Genomic DNA, 17,307 nt, shown 5'->3' on the forward strand with positions numbered 1-17,307 from the left:
GCGCCGCGTGCGTGGCCTGTACAACAACGTGAGTTCCGCGCAGGCGGACGTGGCCGTGCGCCAGACCGCCGTGGATCGTGCGCGCGCCGACTACAACCGCCGCCGCGATCTCGCCAAGTCCGGCGCGATCTCCGCGGAGGAGCTGTCCCACGCGCTCGACACGCTGACCTCGGCGGAAAGCAGCCTGGCTTCCGCGAAGCAGGCCTACAGCACGAGCAAGGTGCTGGTCGACGACACCGTGGTCGCCTCGCACCCGGACGTGCGCGCCGCCGCCGCGAAGCTGCGCTCCGCTTACCTCGACAAGGCGCGTACCGTGATCCTGGCGCCGGTGGACGGTTACGTCGCCAAGCGCAGCGTGCAGCTCGGCCAGCGCGTGCAGCCGGGCGCCGCCCTGATGGCCGTCGTGCCGCTGCACGACGTGTGGATCGATGCCAACTTCAAGGAAACGCAGCTCACCCATATGCGCATCGGCCAGCCGGTGGACATCACCGCCGACGTCTATGGCAGCGACGTGGTGTACAAGGGCAAGATCCGCAGCCTCGGCGTGGGCAGCGGCAGCGCGTTCTCGCTGCTCCCCGCGCAGAACGCCACTGGCAACTGGATCAAGATCGTGCAGCGCGTGCCGGTACGCGTGGTCTTCACCGACCCGAAGCAGCTCGACCAGAAGCCGCTGCGCCTGGGCCTGTCGACCAAGGTGACGGTGTCGCTGCATGACCAGGGCGGCGCGCTGCTCGCGCAGCAGGCGCCGAGCAAGCCGGAATTCTCCACCGACGTCTATGACAATCGCCTTGCCGGCGTCGACGAGGAGATCGCGCGGGTCATCCACGACAACGCATCGTCGGGCGCGGGCGAGCAGGAAAAGGCGCCCAAGTAAGCGCATGCGACGGGCGCGGCCCCTGCCGCGCCCGCCGTCCGCCTCTGCCCCGTCCTCCAACGATCAGGTTTTTCCATGAGCACCGAATTTCGACCGCCCAATCTGGCACTGTCCACGGTCGGCCTCTCGCTCGCGACCTTCATGCAGGTGCTAGACACCACGATCGCGAACGTCTCGCTGCCCACCATCGCGGGCAACCTTGGCGTCAGTTCCAACCAGAGCACCTGGGTCATCACCTCGTTCGCGGTGAGCAATGCCATCGCGCTCCCGCTCACCGGCTTCCTCACCCGCCGTTTCGGCGAGACGAAGCTGTTCGTGTGGGCCACCCTGCTGTTCTCGCTTGCCTCGTTCCTGTGCGGCATCGCGCAGAGCATGAGCATGCTGATCCTGTTCCGCGCCATCCAGGGCGCGGTGGCGGGCCCGATGTATCCGATCACGCAGAGCCTGCTGATCTCGATCTATCCGCCCGCGAAACGCGGCATGGCGCTGGCCCTGCTGGCGATGGTCACGGTCGTGGCCCCGATCGCCGGTCCGATCCTCGGCGGATGGATCACGGACAACTACGCCTGGCCTTGGATCTTCTTCATCAACGTGCCGATCGGCATCTTCGCCAGCTTCGTCGTGGCGAACCAGATGAAGGGACGACCGGAAACGACCGAGCGGCCGAAGGTCGACTATGTGGGCCTCATCACGCTGATCATCGGCGTGGGCGCGCTGCAGGTGGTGCTCGACAAGGGCAACGACGAGGACTGGTTCAATTCCACCTTCATCGTCGTCACCGCGATCATCGCAGCCATCGGCCTTGCCGTGTTCCTGATCTGGGAGCTCACCGACAAGGACCCGATCGTCAACCTGAAGCTATTCCGGCACCGGAACTTCGCGATGGGCACGCTGTGCCTGGTGCTGGCCTACGCGGCGTTCTTTGCGATCGGTCTGCTGGTGCCGCAGTGGCTGCAGCGCAACGTGGGATATACCTCGACATGGGCTGGCTTCGCCGCCGCGCCGCTGGGCATCCTGCCGGTGATCCTCACCCCGTTTGTGGGCCGCTACGCGCACAAGTTCGACCTGCGCCTGCTGGCGTCGGGCGCGTTCATCGTCATGGGCGCCACCTGCTTCATGCGCTCGGAGTTCTTCCTCGACATCGACTTCTACAGCGTGGCGATGGTGCAGCTGATCCAGGGCCTGGGCGTGGCGCTGTTCTTCATGCCGGTGCTCACCATCCTGCTGTCCGACCTGCAACCGCGCGAGATCGCGGCGGGCTCCGGGCTCGCCACCTTCCTGCGCACCCTGGGCGGCAGCTTCGCGGCCTCGATCACCACGTTCATGTGGGACCACAGGGCGATCGTGCACCACGAACGGCTGGCCGAGAACATCACGCCGTTCAATCCGACCGCACAGCAGGCGCTTACCCAGATCGGCCAGGGCGACCCGCAGTACGCCGCGGCGGCGGTGAACCAGATGATCACCCAGCAGGGATACCAGATCTCGTTCAACGAGGTCTTCCACGTGCTCGGCTACGTCTTCGTGGCACTGATCTTCGTGGTCTGGCTGGCGAAGCCGCCCTTCTCGGCGAAGGCCGGTCCGGCGGCAGCAGGCCACTGACCGCCAAAGTGTAGGAGCGCGCCTCGCGCGCGACAGCTTTTGAGGCCGTGTCCCCACGCTGGCGCGCCAGCCTTGGGGACGGAGGCGAAAAGCTGTCGCGCGCGAGGCGCGCTCCTACAAAGTGCATTTCGTCAGATGTCGAAGCCGACGCCCACCAGTGCCATCGTCTCGCCGCGGTTCGGCTCCTTGAAGCTGCCGTTCGAGATGTGGCGGACCTGCAGGCTGATGTTCTTGTACTGCCAGCCGATCGTGCTCACGAATTCGTAGCCGCTGGACAGCGCCTGCGTACGGCCCCCGGCGACGCCGGCGACCTGGAAGCTGAAGAAGAACGGCTGGTACCAGTCGCCCGCGCTGCCGTAATGCAGTCGCGCGCCTGCCGCACCGATCCAAAGGTTGTCGGTTACGCCCGGATCGGCATTGCGATAGCGGCCGATGTCACGCCCCTTGATGTAACCGATGGACACGTCCGGCGACCAGGTGAAACGGCTCTGGCCCATGGCCTGGGGAGAGAACACGGCTTCGGCAAAGAAAGCGTTGGTGCCATAGCTGTTCATGTAGCTGCGGCCACCCTGCACTTCCAGGTGGGTCTGCGCAGCGGCCGAGAGGCTGGTGGCGGAGAGAGCGAGTACGGCAAGGGAACCGAGGATGGGACGGGACGAACGCATAGGGGGACGGGCCTTGTGCTGGGACGTTTGTGAACTGAATCGTTTGGTAAATAGTGTCCAACGCGTGTGAATAAAGGGCACGAAACCAATTATTTTCTGCCGCGGGGGCGGAATATTGGCGAGACCTGTCACCGGCGGCGGTAAAGGCGAGCGGCGGTCTGCCGTTAAAGAGCAAGGACCCGCCACCGACGGCGGGCACAGGGGCGACAGGGGTCAGGGAACGGTGGAAGGCGGCTCGTTCAAGGTGGCGACGAGGGTGCGCGCCCGCCATGTGCGCCTGGCGACCTGGGCCGTGACCCTGGCGTTATCGGTGGCGATTGCCGCGATCGTCGCGATCCTCCAGCTCGACGGTTACCACCGCATGCTCGGCAATACCTGGCGGCAGCTGGCCGGGTCGGCTTCCGGCACCGTGCGCATGATCGACCAGGACATCGACGCCAGCCTCGGTCCGCTCATCGCCCTGCGCAACGCGATCGGCAGCGCCGAGCCGGGGCCGATCCATGCGCGCCTGGCCGAGGTGCAGGCGCGCCATCCCGAGCTGGCCAGCATGGTCGCCCTCGGCGCGGACGGTGGCGTGCTCGCGTCCACCAGCCTGTCCCTCGCGAACTGGCGGAGCAGCCTCGCGGCACCGCGCCACATGGCGCTGGGCGTGGGCGTGCGTGTCCATGTGGCCGACGCGCAGGGTCCGATCCCGGCAGGGATACGCATCCTCGTCGATTCGCGCGTGCCGCAGCCGGCCGCGTTCGGCACGGTGGTCGACGCGGGTCGCGTGCGCGAGGGCATGCGCCATTCGATGCTCGGCCTCAGTGCGTCGATGAGCGCATTCGCACTGGACGGCCGACTCTTCGCCAGCAATCGCGACGACATCGCCACCCCGTGGGCTCTCCCGCCACCGGCACCCGGTTCGTCCGGTGGTTACGACGATGGCGAACGGCTCTATGCATGGCTCGCTTCGGCACACTATCCATACGTGGTGCTGGTGAGCCTGGACCGTGCGGCCACCCAGGAAGAGTGGATACGCCAGGCCCGCCCATCGGTTCTGGCGACGCTGGCGCTCGTGGTCCTGCTCAATGGCTTCGCCGCCTTGTTCGACCGCGCGTACCGGCGGCAGGCGCGGCTCGTCGAAGCACTGTCGCGCAGCAAGCGGCACCTTGGCGACGTGCAGCGCAGCGGGCACATCGGCCTGTGGGAAGCCGACCTCGCCGAACGCACCGTCGCCTGGTCCGGACAGGTGCACGAGATCACCGGGCTGCCGAGGGAGCGGGTGATCGGCCGCCAGGGGACCTATTACAAGCTCGTGCACGAGGACGACCGGCCCGCCGTCGCCGTATGGTTCGCTTCGTTCTCCCGTGGCGACGGTCCGTACGAGTGCGAGCACAGGCTGCGCCGGCCGGACGGACGCGAAGTGCGGGTGAACCTCCGCGCCGCGCGGATCACCAACGAGCAGGGCCATTCGGTGCTCGCCGGTACGATCAGCGAAATAACGGCACTCCACGAAACGCGGCAGCGCCTGCAGGACACCGATCGCGACCTCGCAGCCAGCGAGGCGGCGTACCGCCAGCTGCTGGCGCGCATGCCGCTGCCGCTGGTGATCGTCCGCGACGACCGCATCGAATACGCCAATCTCCTCGCCGAGGAACGCCTCGGCGGCGGCAGGTCGACGCTGGTAGGCCGTTCCGCGGGCGATTTCCTGGACGCGGATGCCCTCGAGGTCACGCGCCGGGGCACGCCCGAAGGCACCAGCATCGCCGCCTGGATCGAGCCCGAACGGGGCATGCCGTTCGAAGCGGAGCTGGCGCTGTCGGATTACCGCGACTCGCGCGGCCGCGGAACGCTGGTGATCGTCCGCGACGTGACCGAGCAGCGCCGTTACGAGGAACGCCTCAACCACCAGGCCAGGCACGACGAACTCACCGGCCTCCCGAACCGCCGCGCGCTGCGGGAAACGCTGGACGCCATGGTCGAACAGAGCGTGCGCGACGGCTCCGGGCTGATGGTGGTCTTCGTCGACCTGGACCACTTCAAGGTCATCAACGACGCGCTCGGGCACGCCCTCGGCGACCAGGTGTTGCGCGATGTCACCTTGCGCCTGGGCGATGCCCTGGACGGCGTGGGTCAGGTCGGGCGGTTCGGTGGCGACGAGTTCGTGGCGGTGTTGCCGTTCACCTGTTCGCCCGCGAAGGCGATCGACGTGTTGCCTCGCATCCAGCGCGCCATAGAGGAGCCGCTCGAGGTCGCCGGCACGTTGCAGCGCCTCAAGTGCAGCATCGGTGTCGCCTTCGCCACGCGCGATGGCGCCGACGCGGACACGCTGATCCGCAATGCGGACACGGCCATGTACGATGCCAAGCGCTCGGGCCGGCACACGTGGAAGTGCTACTCGTCGGAGATGCACGCGACCGCGATGGCGCGGCTCACCGTGCTCACCCGTCTTTCCGGCGCGAACCTGGACAATGAGCTCGCCCTCGCCTGGCAGACCCAGCACGCCGGTGCCGACGGCGCGACGACCGGTGCCGAAGCCTTGCTGCGCTGGCCTTCGGCACCCGGCGACCTGGGTCACAACGACCGCCTCATTCCCCTGCTCGAGGAAACCGGCGCCATCGTGCAGATCGGCCAGTGGGTGCTGCGCGAGGCATGCCGGCAGCAACGCCTCATGCTGGACACCATCGGCGAAGGCTGCCGGCTCTCGGTGAACGTGTCCGCGCAGCAGCTGGTGCATACCGACCTCGTCGCCGACGTGCGCCATGCCCTGGCCGAGACGGGCGCCAGCGCCTCCGCGCTCGAGCTCGAACTGACCGAAAGCGCGTTCATGCACGAGCCCGAGCGCGCGATCCGCACGCTGCACGAGTTGCGCGCGATGGGGGTCAGCATCGCGCTGGACGACTTCGGCACCGGCTACTCGAATCTCACCTATCTCTCGCGTTTGCCGCTGGACAAGATCAAGATCGATCGCCACTTCACCTGCACGCTGCTGCAGGACGACGTGGACACCTCGATCTGCCGGTCGATCATCTTTCTTGCGCGCAGCCTGAACCTGGACGTGGTGGCCGAAGGCGTGGAAACGGATCGGCAGCGCAACTGGCTCCTGGCCGAGGGCTGCAGCACCATGCAGGGCTACTTCTTCTCGCGCCCGGTACCGATCGAAGAAATAACGCCGTCCCGGCGCATGCCCCCGGCGACCCCCGCCAACCAGCCTTCGCTACTCTGGGAACCCTTGTAGGAGCGCGCCCTGCGCGCGACATGTTTTGAGGCCATGAGCAACAGGCCCTGTTGCTCTTCGCGAAAACATGTCGCGCGCAAGGCGCGCTCCTACAGGAGTCCGCCCGGTCGTTCGCGGAATGGGTCAATCCGTTCGCCGCAGGACGATTTATCCCGAGGCGCCGGACTCTTACATTGGGTGATGGCATCAGCCATCGTCTCTCCCGGTGATTCCCCATGTACCGTGCTCCCGCCATCTTCGTCTCCCACGGCGCTCCCACCTTCGCACTGGAGCCGGGGTTGCTCGGCTCGCGCCTGACCCAACTCGGCGAGCGCCTCGCGAGCGCGAGCGCGATCCTCATCGTCTCTCCCCACTGGCAGACCTGCGGTGTCCGCGTCACCGGTGCGGCCTGGCCGCCGACGATCCATGATTTCGGCGGCTTCCCGCCGCCGCTGTACAGCCTCACCTATCCGGCACCGGGTTCCGCCAGCCTCGCCGCCGAGACCGCCTCGCTGCTGATCGACGGCGGCCTGGTCGCCACGGTGGATTCCGAGCGTGGCTTCGACCACGGCGCGTGGGTGCCGCTGCGCTACCTGCGACCGGATGCCGACACGCCAGTGATCCAGGTATCCATGCCGCATAACCTCGATGCGGCCGGCGCGTTCCGGCTGGGGAAAACCCTTGCGCCGCTGCGCGACCGCGGCGTCGCCATCGTCGGCTCCGGAAGCCTCACGCATAACCTCCATGAGGTACGCCGCGATGGAGAAAACGCGTCGTACGCGAAGGAGTTCGCGGCGTGGAGCCGAAATGCCGTCCTTGCCGGCAACGTCGATGACCTGCTGGACTACCGGCAGGTGGCGCCCCATGCCATCCGGGCGCATCCCAGCGAAGAGCACTACCTGCCCCTGCTGGTGGCCTTGGGTGCGGCTGGAGGCGACGCACCCATGGCAATCGAGGGAGGCATCACGTACGGCGTGCTATCGATGGATTCCTACGCATGGGGCGTCGCGTGAGGATATTACCCGGGAACTATTGACGCCTCATTTAACCCGGGTATTATAGGCGGCGTCGCCATCCACGATCCGCCGCCATGTCTACGTACACCGCCTTCCACGCCCAGGCCCGCCTCGCCGCCGGCTCGCTCACTGAGGTGGCTGCGCGCTGCAAGGCGCTCCTCGATGCCGATCCCGCGGCCGCCATCTTCGTCTACGACGATGCCACGGGCAGGCCGGTCGACATCGACTACCGCGGCTCCACGCAGGAAATGCTGTCGCGCATCGCGCCTGCTGCCGAACCAGGAGCGCGCCGCGGGCCCGGCAGGCCGAAGCTGGGTGTGGTCGCGCGCGAGGTCACGCTGCTGCCGCGTCACTGGGATTGGCTTGGCAGCCAGCCCGGCGGTGCCTCCGTGGCGCTGCGGCGCCTGGTCGAAGCGGCGAGCCGCGACAACGCGTCTGCCGACCGGATCCGCCAGGCGCGCGAAGCGGCGGACCGCGTGATGCTGGCGCTCGCGGGCAACCTGCCCGGCTACGAGGAGGCCTCGCGCGCGTTCCACCGCCAGGAGCGCGAGCGGTTCGAGGTGTTGACCGAAGCGTGGCCGGTCGACGTGCGGGATTACATCCGCACAGTGGCCCAACCTGCCTTCGGGTAGGAGCGCGCCATTGCGCGCGACATCTTTTCGCGAGGCGCAACAGGCCCGGCCGATCACGGCCTCAAAAGATGTCGCGCGCAAGGCGCGCTCCTACATCGCGCCCTTCGCGCCCGGAACGGGTTGGGGCCTCAGGCCTCGCTCGGCGTCAGGCCCTTCAGCCCACCGTTCTCGCGTTCCTTGCGGATCTTCAGCCAGCGCTTGTACCGGCGCTTCAGCTTGCGCCGGTATTTGCGTTCCTTGCGGTCGTGGTTCCACAGGTAGATCGCGGGCGTGCTCAGGAGGGTGAGCAGCTGGGAAACCAGCAGGCCGCCGACGATGGCGATGCCGAGCGGACGACGCATCTCCGAGCCGACGCCAAAACCGATGGCGAGCGGCAGCGCCGCGCCCATCGCGACGAGGGTCGTCATCGTGATCGGACGGAAGCGCACCAGCGCCGCCTGGCGAATGGCCTCGACCGGCGACATGCCCTGTTCGCGCTGCGCTACCAGGGCGAAGTCCACCATGAGGATCGCGTTCTTCTTGACGATACCGATCAGCAGCAGAACGGAGATGATCGCCATCAGGGTCAGCTGCGTCTGCGTTACCAGCATGGCCAGGAAGGCGCCGGCACCGGCCGCGGGCAGCGTCGAGATGATCGTCAGCGGGTGGCCCAGGCTTTCGTAGAGAATGCCCAGCACGATGTACACGGCGAGGATCGCGCCGATCAGCAGCACCATGCCGTTCGACTGCGCGTCGCGCAGGCGCTGGTTCGCACCGGTGAAATCCATGCGCACGCCTTCGGGCAGGTGAATGGCCTGCACGGCCTGTTCGACCAGCTTGTTCCCCTTGTCGGGCGTGATCTTCGGCGCGAGGTTATAGGTGATGTCCGCCGACTCCAGCTGGTTCTGGTGAGTCACCGCGCTCGGCACCGCCACCGGGGCGATCTTCGCCACCGCGGAGAGCGGGATCATCTTGCCCAGCTCGTTCTTCACGTAGGTATTGAGCAAGGCATCCGGGCTCAGCGTCTGCGCCGCCGCCGCGGTCAGCACCACCCAGTACTGGTTGATGTCCGAATAGATGATGGACACCTGGCGCTGGCCGAAGGCGTTGAACAGAGCGGAGTCGATCGTGCCCATGCCGATGTTGAGGCGGCTCGCCGCCTCGCGATCCACCTTCAGCATCTGCTGTTTACCCACGATGTCGAAATCGCTGCCGACGTCGCGGAACTCCTTCATCGTGCGCATCTGGCGCACGAGCTTCATCGTCCAGGGCTGCAGGTCTTCGCCGCTGGTGCTGATCAGCTGGAAGGAATACTGGCCGCGGTTGCTGTTGCCGCCGCCACCGCCGAGGAACTGCACCGGATTCATGAATACCTGGACGTCGGAGATCTTCTCGTACTCCTTGCCCAGCCGGTCCATGATTTCCTTGATCGATTCCTTGCGCTCGCCCGGGCCGCTGCCCTTCGGCTTGAGGTCGATGAACATCAAGCCCTGGTTGCCCACGGCGCCGCCGTTGTCGCCGCCGAGGATCGTGGTGACGTCGGCGACCGTGCTGTCGTTCTGCATGATGTCGCCGACCCGCTTCAGGCGCCGGGTCATTTCGTCGGGTGAGATGTTCGCATCGGCACTGACCTCGGCCTGCAGCATGCCGGTGTCTTCGTCCGGCATGAAGTTGCCGCCGGCGGTCTTCACCACGGCGATGGCCAGCAGCACGGTCGCCCCGAGCAGGATCAGCGGCTGCCAGCGCATCAGGCGGCGGTGGTGCAATGCCCAGTCGAGCGCGCGCTGGTAGACGCCAAGGAAGCCGCGGTCGAAGCGCTCCAGCGCCAGCTCCCAGCGGCCGGGCTTGCGATCCGGCGGATCGTGCTTGAGGTAGTGCGCGCATAGCGCCGGCGTCAAGGTCAGCGACACGACCGCCGAAATCAGCACCGCTGCCGCAAGCGTCACGGAGAACTCGCGCAGCAGCTTGGTGATCATGTTGTTGCCGAACAGCAGCGGAGCGAACACCGCCACCAGCGACAGCGTGATGGAAATGACGGTGAAGCCGATCTCGCGGACGCCCTCCATGGCCGCTTCCATCGGCTTGGCGCCGTTCTCCATATGGCGGACGATGTTCTCGATGACCACGATGGCATCGTCGACGACGAAGCCGATGCATAGCACCAGCGCCATCAGCGACATGGTGTTCAGGGTGTAGCCGAGCGACCACATGACCACGAAGGCGCCGGCGAGCGACAGCGGCACGCTCAACGTGGCGATCATGGTCGGGCCCAGCCGGCGCAGGAACACCATCATCACCAGCACGACCATGGCGATACTGATAAGCAGCGCCACCTTCACTTCGTGCAGGGCCGATTGCGTGGTCTGGGTGAGGTCGAAAATGGGCGTCACCTGCGCATCGGCGGGCAACAAGGAACGAAAGCGCGGCAGCGCGGCGCGAATGGCATTCGCGGTGGCGATGGAGTTCGCCTCCGGCCGCTTGCTGATCTGCATGGTGACCGAGCGCTCGCCCTGGAACCACGCCTTCTGGTATTGGTCCTGCTGTCCGCTGTAGACCTTGGCGATGTCCGATAGCCGTACGGGAACGTTGTTGCGCACCGCGATCAGGATGTTGGCGAACTCGGAGGGATCGCGCAGGCCGTCGTTCGCGACCACCGTCATCTGCGTCTTGCCGTCGGACAACAGGCCCTGCGGCGAATTCACGTTCGCGGCCTGCAGGGCATTGGAGACGTCGTTCGTGGTGATGCCTTTCGACGAGAGAGCGTTCGTGTCCAGCTCGATGCGCACCGCGTGCGGCGTACCGCCGAACACCTGTACGCGCGACACGCCTTCGATCTGTGCCACGGCCGGCCGGATCAGCGTGTCCACCACGTCGTAGAGCTTGTCCGGGGGCATGGTCTTCGAGGTGAACGCCACCAGCAGCACGGGGATCTGTCCCGTATCGAACTTGAAGTACTGCGGAGGCGACGGCATGCCGGCGGGAAGGTCGGCTGCGGCGGCGTTGATCGCGGCCTGCACGTCGCGCGCGGCCGCATCCGTGGAGCGGTCGAGGTTGAAACGGATGCGTACGAAGCCCGCGCCTTCCACGCTGTTCGAATACATCTGGTCGACACCCGGGATCTGGCCCAGGTGCCGCTCGAGCGGCGCGATCACCGTCGATGCCATCGTCTGCGCGCTGGCGCCCGGCATCTGCGTCTGGATGAAGACGGCAGGCACCTCGATGGAGGGCAAGGCCGCCACGCCCAGCAACATGTAGGCGAGCGCGCCGGCCAGGGTAAGACCCGCCGCGAGCAGCGAGGTACCTTTCGGCCGGCGAATGAATGGAGCAAAAAAGTTCACGGCACTTCCTGTGATCGCGGGACCACTCCCCGCGCCCGCGAACTTTATGACTTCCCGGCCGGTTCGTCGCGTGTGCCTTTAGTGGGGCCCCTGCCGGAAGGCAGGGGGCCACCGTTCCATGCCGCATATATATATGTCTGCGGCAGGTATCGGCTTCGTCAGCGTTAACGCATCGGCGAATAACGTAGCGTCAGATAGTAGGTGCGGCCGAGCTGGTTGTAATAGGCGGCGGTCTCGTACCGCTTGTCCGCCACATTGGCGACGCGGCCTTGGACGCTCCAGCCGTCGACGACATGCCACGTGGCGCGGAGGTCGGCGGTGGCGTACCCGCCAAGACGCTGCGTGTTGGCGGCATCGTCGTAGCTGTAGCCCGCCGCGTTGATCGATCCGCCGAGGGTGAACTCGCCGAGGTCCTTGTCGATGTCCGCGCGCGCCAGGCGCCGGGGCCGGCGGGCCAGCAGGTTGCCCTCCTGCGCGCCGCCGTCGCGGTTCTCCGGCTGCTGGAAGGTGAGGTAGCCACGCAGGTGCCAACCGTCCACGTCGGCACCCAGCTGACCTTCGAGACCGCGGATGCGTGCCTTGCTCACGTTGATCGGGAGGAAGTTCGCGTCGAAGCCGATCAGGTCGTCGACGTCGGTGCGATAGGCGTTCACCGCCCAGTTCCACACGCCCGGGCGCGCGGACAGACCGATTTCAGCCGTGCGCGACTTCTCCGGCTTGAGGCTCACGGCAGCTCCGTACGGATAGAACTCGTCGTTGAACGTGGGCGCGTGGAAGGCCGTGCCGTAGGAGGCGGTGATCTTCATGCCATCGTCGAAGCGGTAGCCGTAGGCAGCCGATCCGGTGCCGTGGTTGCCGAACTGGGTGTTGTGGTCGTGGCGCGCCGACACTTCCAGCTCGTGCGGGCCGAACACGCCGCGATAGAGCGCGAACACGCCCGTATTGTTCCGCGAATCCGCGAGATAGGCCGTGTCGCTCGCCAGCTTCTCCTGCTGGAAATCCACGCCTGCGCTCAGTACCTGGTCCTTCGCCAGCACGATGTCGTTCTGCCACGAAGCCTGGTTGCGCTTCGAGTAGAGGTAGCCGACGCGCGCCATGTCCACGCCGAAGTTCACGCCGTCGAGGGTCTTGTTCCTGCCGTCGAGGTAGTTGTCGGCACGATCCTGGTTCTGGCCGGCAGCCAGCGACATGCGCCAGCCGGGGATCACGTCGAAAGCGAGCTTCGCGCCGGCCACCTGCTGCGACCGCCGCGTGTAGTTCTGGAAGTCACCGTCATAGGCGATGTCGCCCTTGCTGCGCAGCCAGCTGCCGGTCAATTCCGTGCCGTCGTCCCAGCGGTAGCCGCCGGAGAGCGCGCCGTTGTACGTGCGGTAAGGGTCGTGGTCGGGCTCGTCGGTGAAGCAGCCGGCGAAAGCGGCGGCGGCACCGACGCGGCAGGCGTTGATGCCCGAGGTGTACTGGCCGCCCAGGCTCGCGTTGTACCAGCCGTGCGCGCTGCCGCCGGAGATGCCAGCCTGGCCCGCGGCATAGCCGTGGCTGCCGCCGGTGACCGACACGGTCGGCGCGGGTGCCTGCCCAGCCTCGCCATGGCGGGTGAAGATCTGGATGACGCCGCCGATCGCGTCGGACCCGTACAAGGCAGAGCGCGGCCCGCGCACCACCTCGATGCGGTCGATCTGCTCCACCGGCAGTTGCTCATAAGCGGGAAGGCCGGCGCCGACGGTTCCGACGCGGACCCCATCGACCAGGACGAGCGTGTGCGACGAATTCGTGCCGCGCATGAACAGCGACGTCTGCTGGCCGAGGCCGCCGGTGTTGGAGAGCGATACGCCGGGAAGGCCGCCGAGGAGGTCCTGCACGCTGAGTGGCTGCAGGCGTTCGATCTCGTCGCGCTCGATCACCGTGACCGGGGCGAGGACCTCGTCCAGCGGGGTGGCGAAGCGGCTGGCGGTCACGACCACGGGGTCGAGGCGGTCAGGTCCGTCGGCCGCATGGGCCGCGGCGATCGTCGACAGCAGGGCCGTCGCAAGCAGGGTCTTTGTCACTACCGTTGTCCTTCACCGCCAGCGCGGCCATTGCGAGGGGCCGGCGGAGGACACAGGCGAACGGCGAACGGGGGAGGGACCCGGCAGCTGTCCGGATCCGCCCTCCGCGAATCGACCGAAACAGGACGCCGCCCTCAAAAGGGGAGCGGGCGCTCATCGGGCCGGTCTCCGGACTCGCGTCAGCCATCGCCGATGGCCGCCCCGGTGCCTTCCCGCTTGCGCAGTGGCTTACGACCGGACCGCAGGAAAGTACGAAAGCCCTTCCCGGTGACGCCTACCGTTGCGGGGGCAGTGCCGGACTGGTCAAGAGTGACGCACCGGCTTCCCGTTTCAGCCCCCGGAACCATGTCCGAAGGGCCACCCGAACGTGCCGGATGCTACTCCGCAAGTGACTGTCTGTCACGGATTTTTCACCAAGGTGTTTAACGGCCTCTTGACGATCGCGAAATAATTCGATTACAAGCGTAAGGGATTGCTGCCAGGGGCGAGTTCTTTCGCCACGGGGGCGTGTCGGTCAATGCCCATCCTGGGAGGGGTGGTCGGAGGCGGCGCGAAGGCGGCTATCGAGACAGAAGTCCGATCCCAATCGTGGCACGGGCTTTCTTGCTGTTCATTCGGGGAGATTACACATGCAACGTTCCACCCGCCGTACCGGCGTCATTCGCCGTTCCACCCTCTGCACCGCGCTCGCCCTCTGCTTCGCCAGCGGCGCCGTGCTCGCCCAGTCCAATGCATCCGGTGTCGTCTTCGGCCGCGTCGCACAGCCGGAAGGCGCCGTCGTCCACCTGGTCAATCTCGACACGGGCCTGACCCGAGATGTCGCCGTCGACGCCGACGGCCGCTATCGCGCCAGCTCGCTGCCGGTCGGCCGTTATAAGGTCTCCGTCGAGCGCGGCGGCCAGGTCGCCGAAAGCCGCGACAACGTCCAGGTGAACCTGGGCGGCGGCGTGGACGTGTCCTTCGCCGGCGCTGCCGCCGCGACCTCGGCCGAGGCCCAGAACCTCGAAGGCGTGCAGGTCACCGGCAACGTGCTGCCCGCGATCGACGTATCCCAGGTCGACTCGCGCACGGTCCTCACCTCCGAGCAGCTGCAGAAGCTGCCGCTCGCCCGTGACGTGACCGCCGCCGCGCTGCTCGCGCCCGGAGTCATCTCCGGCGACAGCCGCTACGGCAACGTCGCCTCGTTCGGCGGTTCGTCGGCTTCGGAAAACCAGTACTACATCAACGGTTACGCGGTCACCAACGCGCTCACCGGCCTGGGCTTCACCAGCCTGCCGTACGACGCCATCGACCAGCAGCAGATCTTCACCGGCGGCTACGGCGCGGAATACGGCCGTTCCACCGGCGGCGTGATCAACATCGTGACCAAGCGCGGCGGCAACACCTGGAAGGGCGGCGTCGGCCTGTACTTCCAGCCGTCCGCCCTCCGCCAGAATCCGCGAAACATCTATCGCAAGAACGGCACGCTCTACCAGGCGCGCTCGGACAACAAGAGCACCGACACCCAGTACACCGGTTACATCAGCGGTCCGCTGATCCAGGACAAGCTGTTCCTGTTCGCCGCAGGTGACTTCACGCGCTCCAACAGCCGCAATACCAGCGTGGTCACCGCGCCGCAGAAGACGTACCAGGAGCAGAAGGCCACGAAGTGGATGGCGAAGGTCGACTGGAACATCACCGACAACCATCTGCTCGAACTGACCGGCTTCGGCGACAAGACCAACACCGAACGGAGCGTGTACAAGTACAACTACGCCTCCAAGTCGCGCGGCGGCTACATCGGTACCGACAACCTCAAGAACTTCGACGCGGGCCCGGGCTCGGCGCCCGGCGGCGACGTGTACGTCGCCAAGTACACCGGCTACATCACCGACGACCTCACGATCAACGCGTTGTACGGCCACACCAAGACGGTGCACGAGCGTAACCTCGCATACGCTTCGAATCCGAACTGCCCCTGGATCACCGACAACCGCTCCGTCAGCACGCCCATCGTGGGTTGCGGCCTGGTCAACGGTACCGTCCTCGGCGAGGGTGCCGAAGACAAGACCCATGGCTACCGCCTCGACGTCGAATACCGCATCGGCGACCACGACGTGCGCGTGGGTGTAGATAACCAGACCCTGGAGTCCTACTCGGGTAACGTGTACGAAGGCGGCTATCGCTGGGTCTACCAGGACGCCGGCACCGTGCCGAACCGTCCGGACATCGTGCCGCCCCCGGGCGCCGATTACTTCGTCGAAAAGCGCCTGTTCCAGACCGGCGCGGGCGTGAAGACCGAGCAGGAAGCGCAGTACATCGAAGACCACTGGCAGGTGACCGATCGCTGGATGGTGTACCTCGGCCTGCGTAACGAGCAGTTCAAGAACATCAACGGCGACGGCGCGACGTACGTGAAGCAGCGCCACCAGCTGGCTCCGCGCCTGGGCGCCACCTGGGACGTGTTCGGCGATTCGACGTTCAAGATCTACGGGAACGCCGGCCGCTACCACCTCGCCATCCCGTCCAACGTCGCGATCCGCGGCGCCTCGGCCTCCACGTACTACAGCGAGTACTACTCGTACACCGGCGTCGGACCCAACGGCGAACCCACCGGCATTGCCCAGCTGGGCAGCCGCCGTTACCTCAACGGTGAAGACGGCACGCCGCTCGATCCGAAGACGGTCGCCGCGAAGGACATCTCGGCCTACTACCAGGACGAGTACATCCTCGGCTTCGACAAGGCCATCAACGAGAACTGGAGCTTCGGCGCCAAGGCCACGTACCGCAAGCTGAAGAGCTCGATCGACGATTTCTGCGATTCGCGTCCGTTCGAGGCTTATGCCGAGCGTAACGGCATCGACATCACCAACGCGTCGCTGCCGGGCTGCTACCTGTTCAACCCGGGCAAGTCCAACACCTTCCTGGTGGACGTCGGTGGCGGCCAGTACGTGCCGTTCAAGCTGACCAAGGACGACTTCACCTCGCCGGCAGGCGTGAAGATGCCGGACCTGAAGCGCAGCTACTACGCGCTGGACCTCTACCTCGAGCACCACTTCGCGGACGACTGGTACGGTCGCGTCGACTACACCTTCTCGCGCAGCTACGGTAACTCGGAAGGCCAGCTGAAGTCGGACATCGGCCAGCTCGACCCATCGGTGACCCAGGACTGGGACGCCCCGGAAATCATGCAGTACACGAACGGCCCGCTGCCGAACGATCGCACGCACCAGCTGAAGGCGTACGGTTACTGGCAGGCGTCGCCGGAGTGGCTGATCGGCGGCAACCTCTCGGTCGCCACCGGCCGTCCGAAGAACTGCATCGGTGTCGATCCGGTCGACGCGATCGATTACGGCGCGTCTTACTTCGAGTGTGGCCTGCAGCCGTCGCCGCGTGGTTCGAAGGGTCGTCTGCCGTACACCTGGAACCTCGACCTGAACGCCGAGTACCGTCCGATGTGGGCTGGCGAGAAGCAGCCGCTCGCCTTCACGGCGACGATCTTCAACGTCGCCGGCAAGCAGCGCACGGTGGCCCAGGTGGACGTGGGCGAGACGGGCGCGATCAACGAGGATACCGGCCTGCCGGTGAAGAGCATCAACTACGAGCGTCCGATCGCGTTCCAGAACCCGCGCTACTTCCGCTTCGGCGTTCGCTACGACTTCTCGCTCTAAGAGGCGAGAACTACGGTGCGCCCGGACAAAGTATCCGGGCGCACCAAGAGATCTCCCTGGAACTGGCCGGCGCGGAGCGCCGGCCTTTTTTCTTGTGCTTCATGCGCGCACCTGCGCGCAGCCTTTCGCGTAGGTTGGCACGCTTGCGCGGCCCATGTCTTAAGCGGCTTCGCCGCAGGGAGCGTGACGGCTCGGCATTCGCCATCGCGTTTTGCTGTGGCGTGGCGGCAGGTCGCCGGCGCCTGCCGTTTTTCTCGCTAAGTCCTCGTCCGGCCTACGCCTCCCTGCGGAATCGCTCCAAAAACGG

The 17,307-nt window shown here is 66.4% G+C and carries 9 protein-coding genes and 1 riboswitch; of the genes, 6 read left to right on the plus strand and 3 right to left on the minus strand.

Annotation, left to right across the window (positions count from 1 at the left end):
• The coding region (locus ACR9ZH_RS17390; RefSeq protein WP_481292019.1) for an EmrA/EmrK family multidrug efflux transporter periplasmic adaptor subunit at positions 1-874 on the plus strand (874 nt) is incomplete at its 5' end.
• A 75-nt stretch (positions 875-949) separates the two neighbouring features.
• Entirely contained in the window at positions 950-2,476 is a 1,527-nt protein-coding gene (locus ACR9ZH_RS17395; RefSeq protein WP_481292020.1) for a DHA2 family efflux MFS transporter permease subunit, read from the plus strand.
• Between the two features lie 131 nt (positions 2,477-2,607).
• Here ACR9ZH_RS17395 and ACR9ZH_RS17400 read toward each other — a convergent pair whose 3' ends face one another.
• On the minus strand, positions 2,608-3,141 hold the full coding sequence (locus tag ACR9ZH_RS17400) for an acyloxyacyl hydrolase (RefSeq protein ID WP_481292021.1): 534 nt from the start codon (positions 3,139-3,141) through the stop codon (positions 2,608-2,610).
• 256 nt (positions 3,142-3,397) lie between these two features.
• On the opposite strand from ACR9ZH_RS17400, the gene ACR9ZH_RS17405 reads away from it, so the two are divergent.
• The 3 genes from ACR9ZH_RS17405 to ACR9ZH_RS17415 all read left to right on the plus strand — a co-directional run bounded on the left by ACR9ZH_RS17405 (position 3,398) and on the right by ACR9ZH_RS17415 (position 7,988).
• Positions 3,398-6,361 (plus strand): bifunctional diguanylate cyclase/phosphodiesterase, encoded by a 2,964-nt coding sequence (locus ACR9ZH_RS17405; protein ID WP_481292022.1) that lies wholly within the window; start codon positions 3,398-3,400, stop codon positions 6,359-6,361.
• A 215-nt stretch (positions 6,362-6,576) separates the two neighbouring features.
• On the plus strand, positions 6,577-7,353 hold the full coding sequence (locus ACR9ZH_RS17410) for a DODA-type extradiol aromatic ring-opening family dioxygenase (RefSeq protein WP_481292023.1): 777 nt from the start codon (positions 6,577-6,579) through the stop codon (positions 7,351-7,353).
• A gap of 77 nt (positions 7,354-7,430) precedes the next feature.
• Positions 7,431-7,988 (plus strand): DUF2239 family protein, encoded by a 558-nt coding sequence (locus tag ACR9ZH_RS17415; protein ID WP_481292024.1) that lies wholly within the window; start codon positions 7,431-7,433, stop codon positions 7,986-7,988.
• A gap of 128 nt (positions 7,989-8,116) precedes the next feature.
• Here ACR9ZH_RS17415 and ACR9ZH_RS17420 read toward each other — a convergent pair whose 3' ends face one another.
• Together ACR9ZH_RS17420 and ACR9ZH_RS17425 are read right to left on the minus strand one after the other, a co-directional pair.
• Positions 8,117-11,305 (minus strand): efflux RND transporter permease subunit, encoded by a 3,189-nt coding sequence (locus ACR9ZH_RS17420; RefSeq protein WP_481292025.1) that lies wholly within the window; start codon positions 11,303-11,305, stop codon positions 8,117-8,119.
• Between the two features lie 164 nt (positions 11,306-11,469).
• Positions 11,470-13,350 carry a TonB-dependent receptor domain-containing protein gene (locus ACR9ZH_RS17425; RefSeq protein WP_481292026.1) on the minus strand — a complete coding sequence of 627 codons (1,881 nt, stop codon included), beginning with the start codon at positions 13,348-13,350 and terminating at the stop codon, positions 11,470-11,472.
• A gap of 142 nt (positions 13,351-13,492) precedes the next feature.
• A riboswitch (cobalamin riboswitch) is annotated at positions 13,493-13,730 on the minus strand.
• 249 nt (positions 13,731-13,979) lie between these two features.
• Here ACR9ZH_RS17425 and ACR9ZH_RS17430 point away from each other — a divergent pair.
• Positions 13,980-17,000 (plus strand): TonB-dependent receptor, encoded by a 3,021-nt coding sequence (locus ACR9ZH_RS17430; protein ID WP_481292027.1) that lies wholly within the window; start codon positions 13,980-13,982, stop codon positions 16,998-17,000.
• The last annotated feature ends 307 nt before the right edge of the window (positions 17,001-17,307 follow it).

The organism is Luteibacter sp. SVR4-7G (genome assembly GCF_056755555.1).

Excerpts from the sequence above, each read along its gene's own strand:
- ACR9ZH_RS17395 (WP_481292020.1), top strand. The coding sequence starts at position 950 with ATGAGCACCGAATTTCGACCGCCCAATCTGGCACTGTCCACGGTCGGC.
- ACR9ZH_RS17400 (WP_481292021.1), bottom strand. The coding sequence starts at position 3,141 with ATGCGTTCGTCCCGTCCCATCCTCGGTTCCCTTGCCGTACTCGCTCTC.
- ACR9ZH_RS17410 (WP_481292023.1), top strand. The coding sequence starts at position 6,577 with ATGTACCGTGCTCCCGCCATCTTCGTCTCCCACGGCGCTCCCACCTTC.
- ACR9ZH_RS17415 (WP_481292024.1), top strand. The coding sequence starts at position 7,431 with ATGTCTACGTACACCGCCTTCCACGCCCAGGCCCGCCTCGCCGCCGGC.
- ACR9ZH_RS17430 (WP_481292027.1), top strand. The coding sequence starts at position 13,980 with ATGCAACGTTCCACCCGCCGTACCGGCGTCATTCGCCGTTCCACCCTC.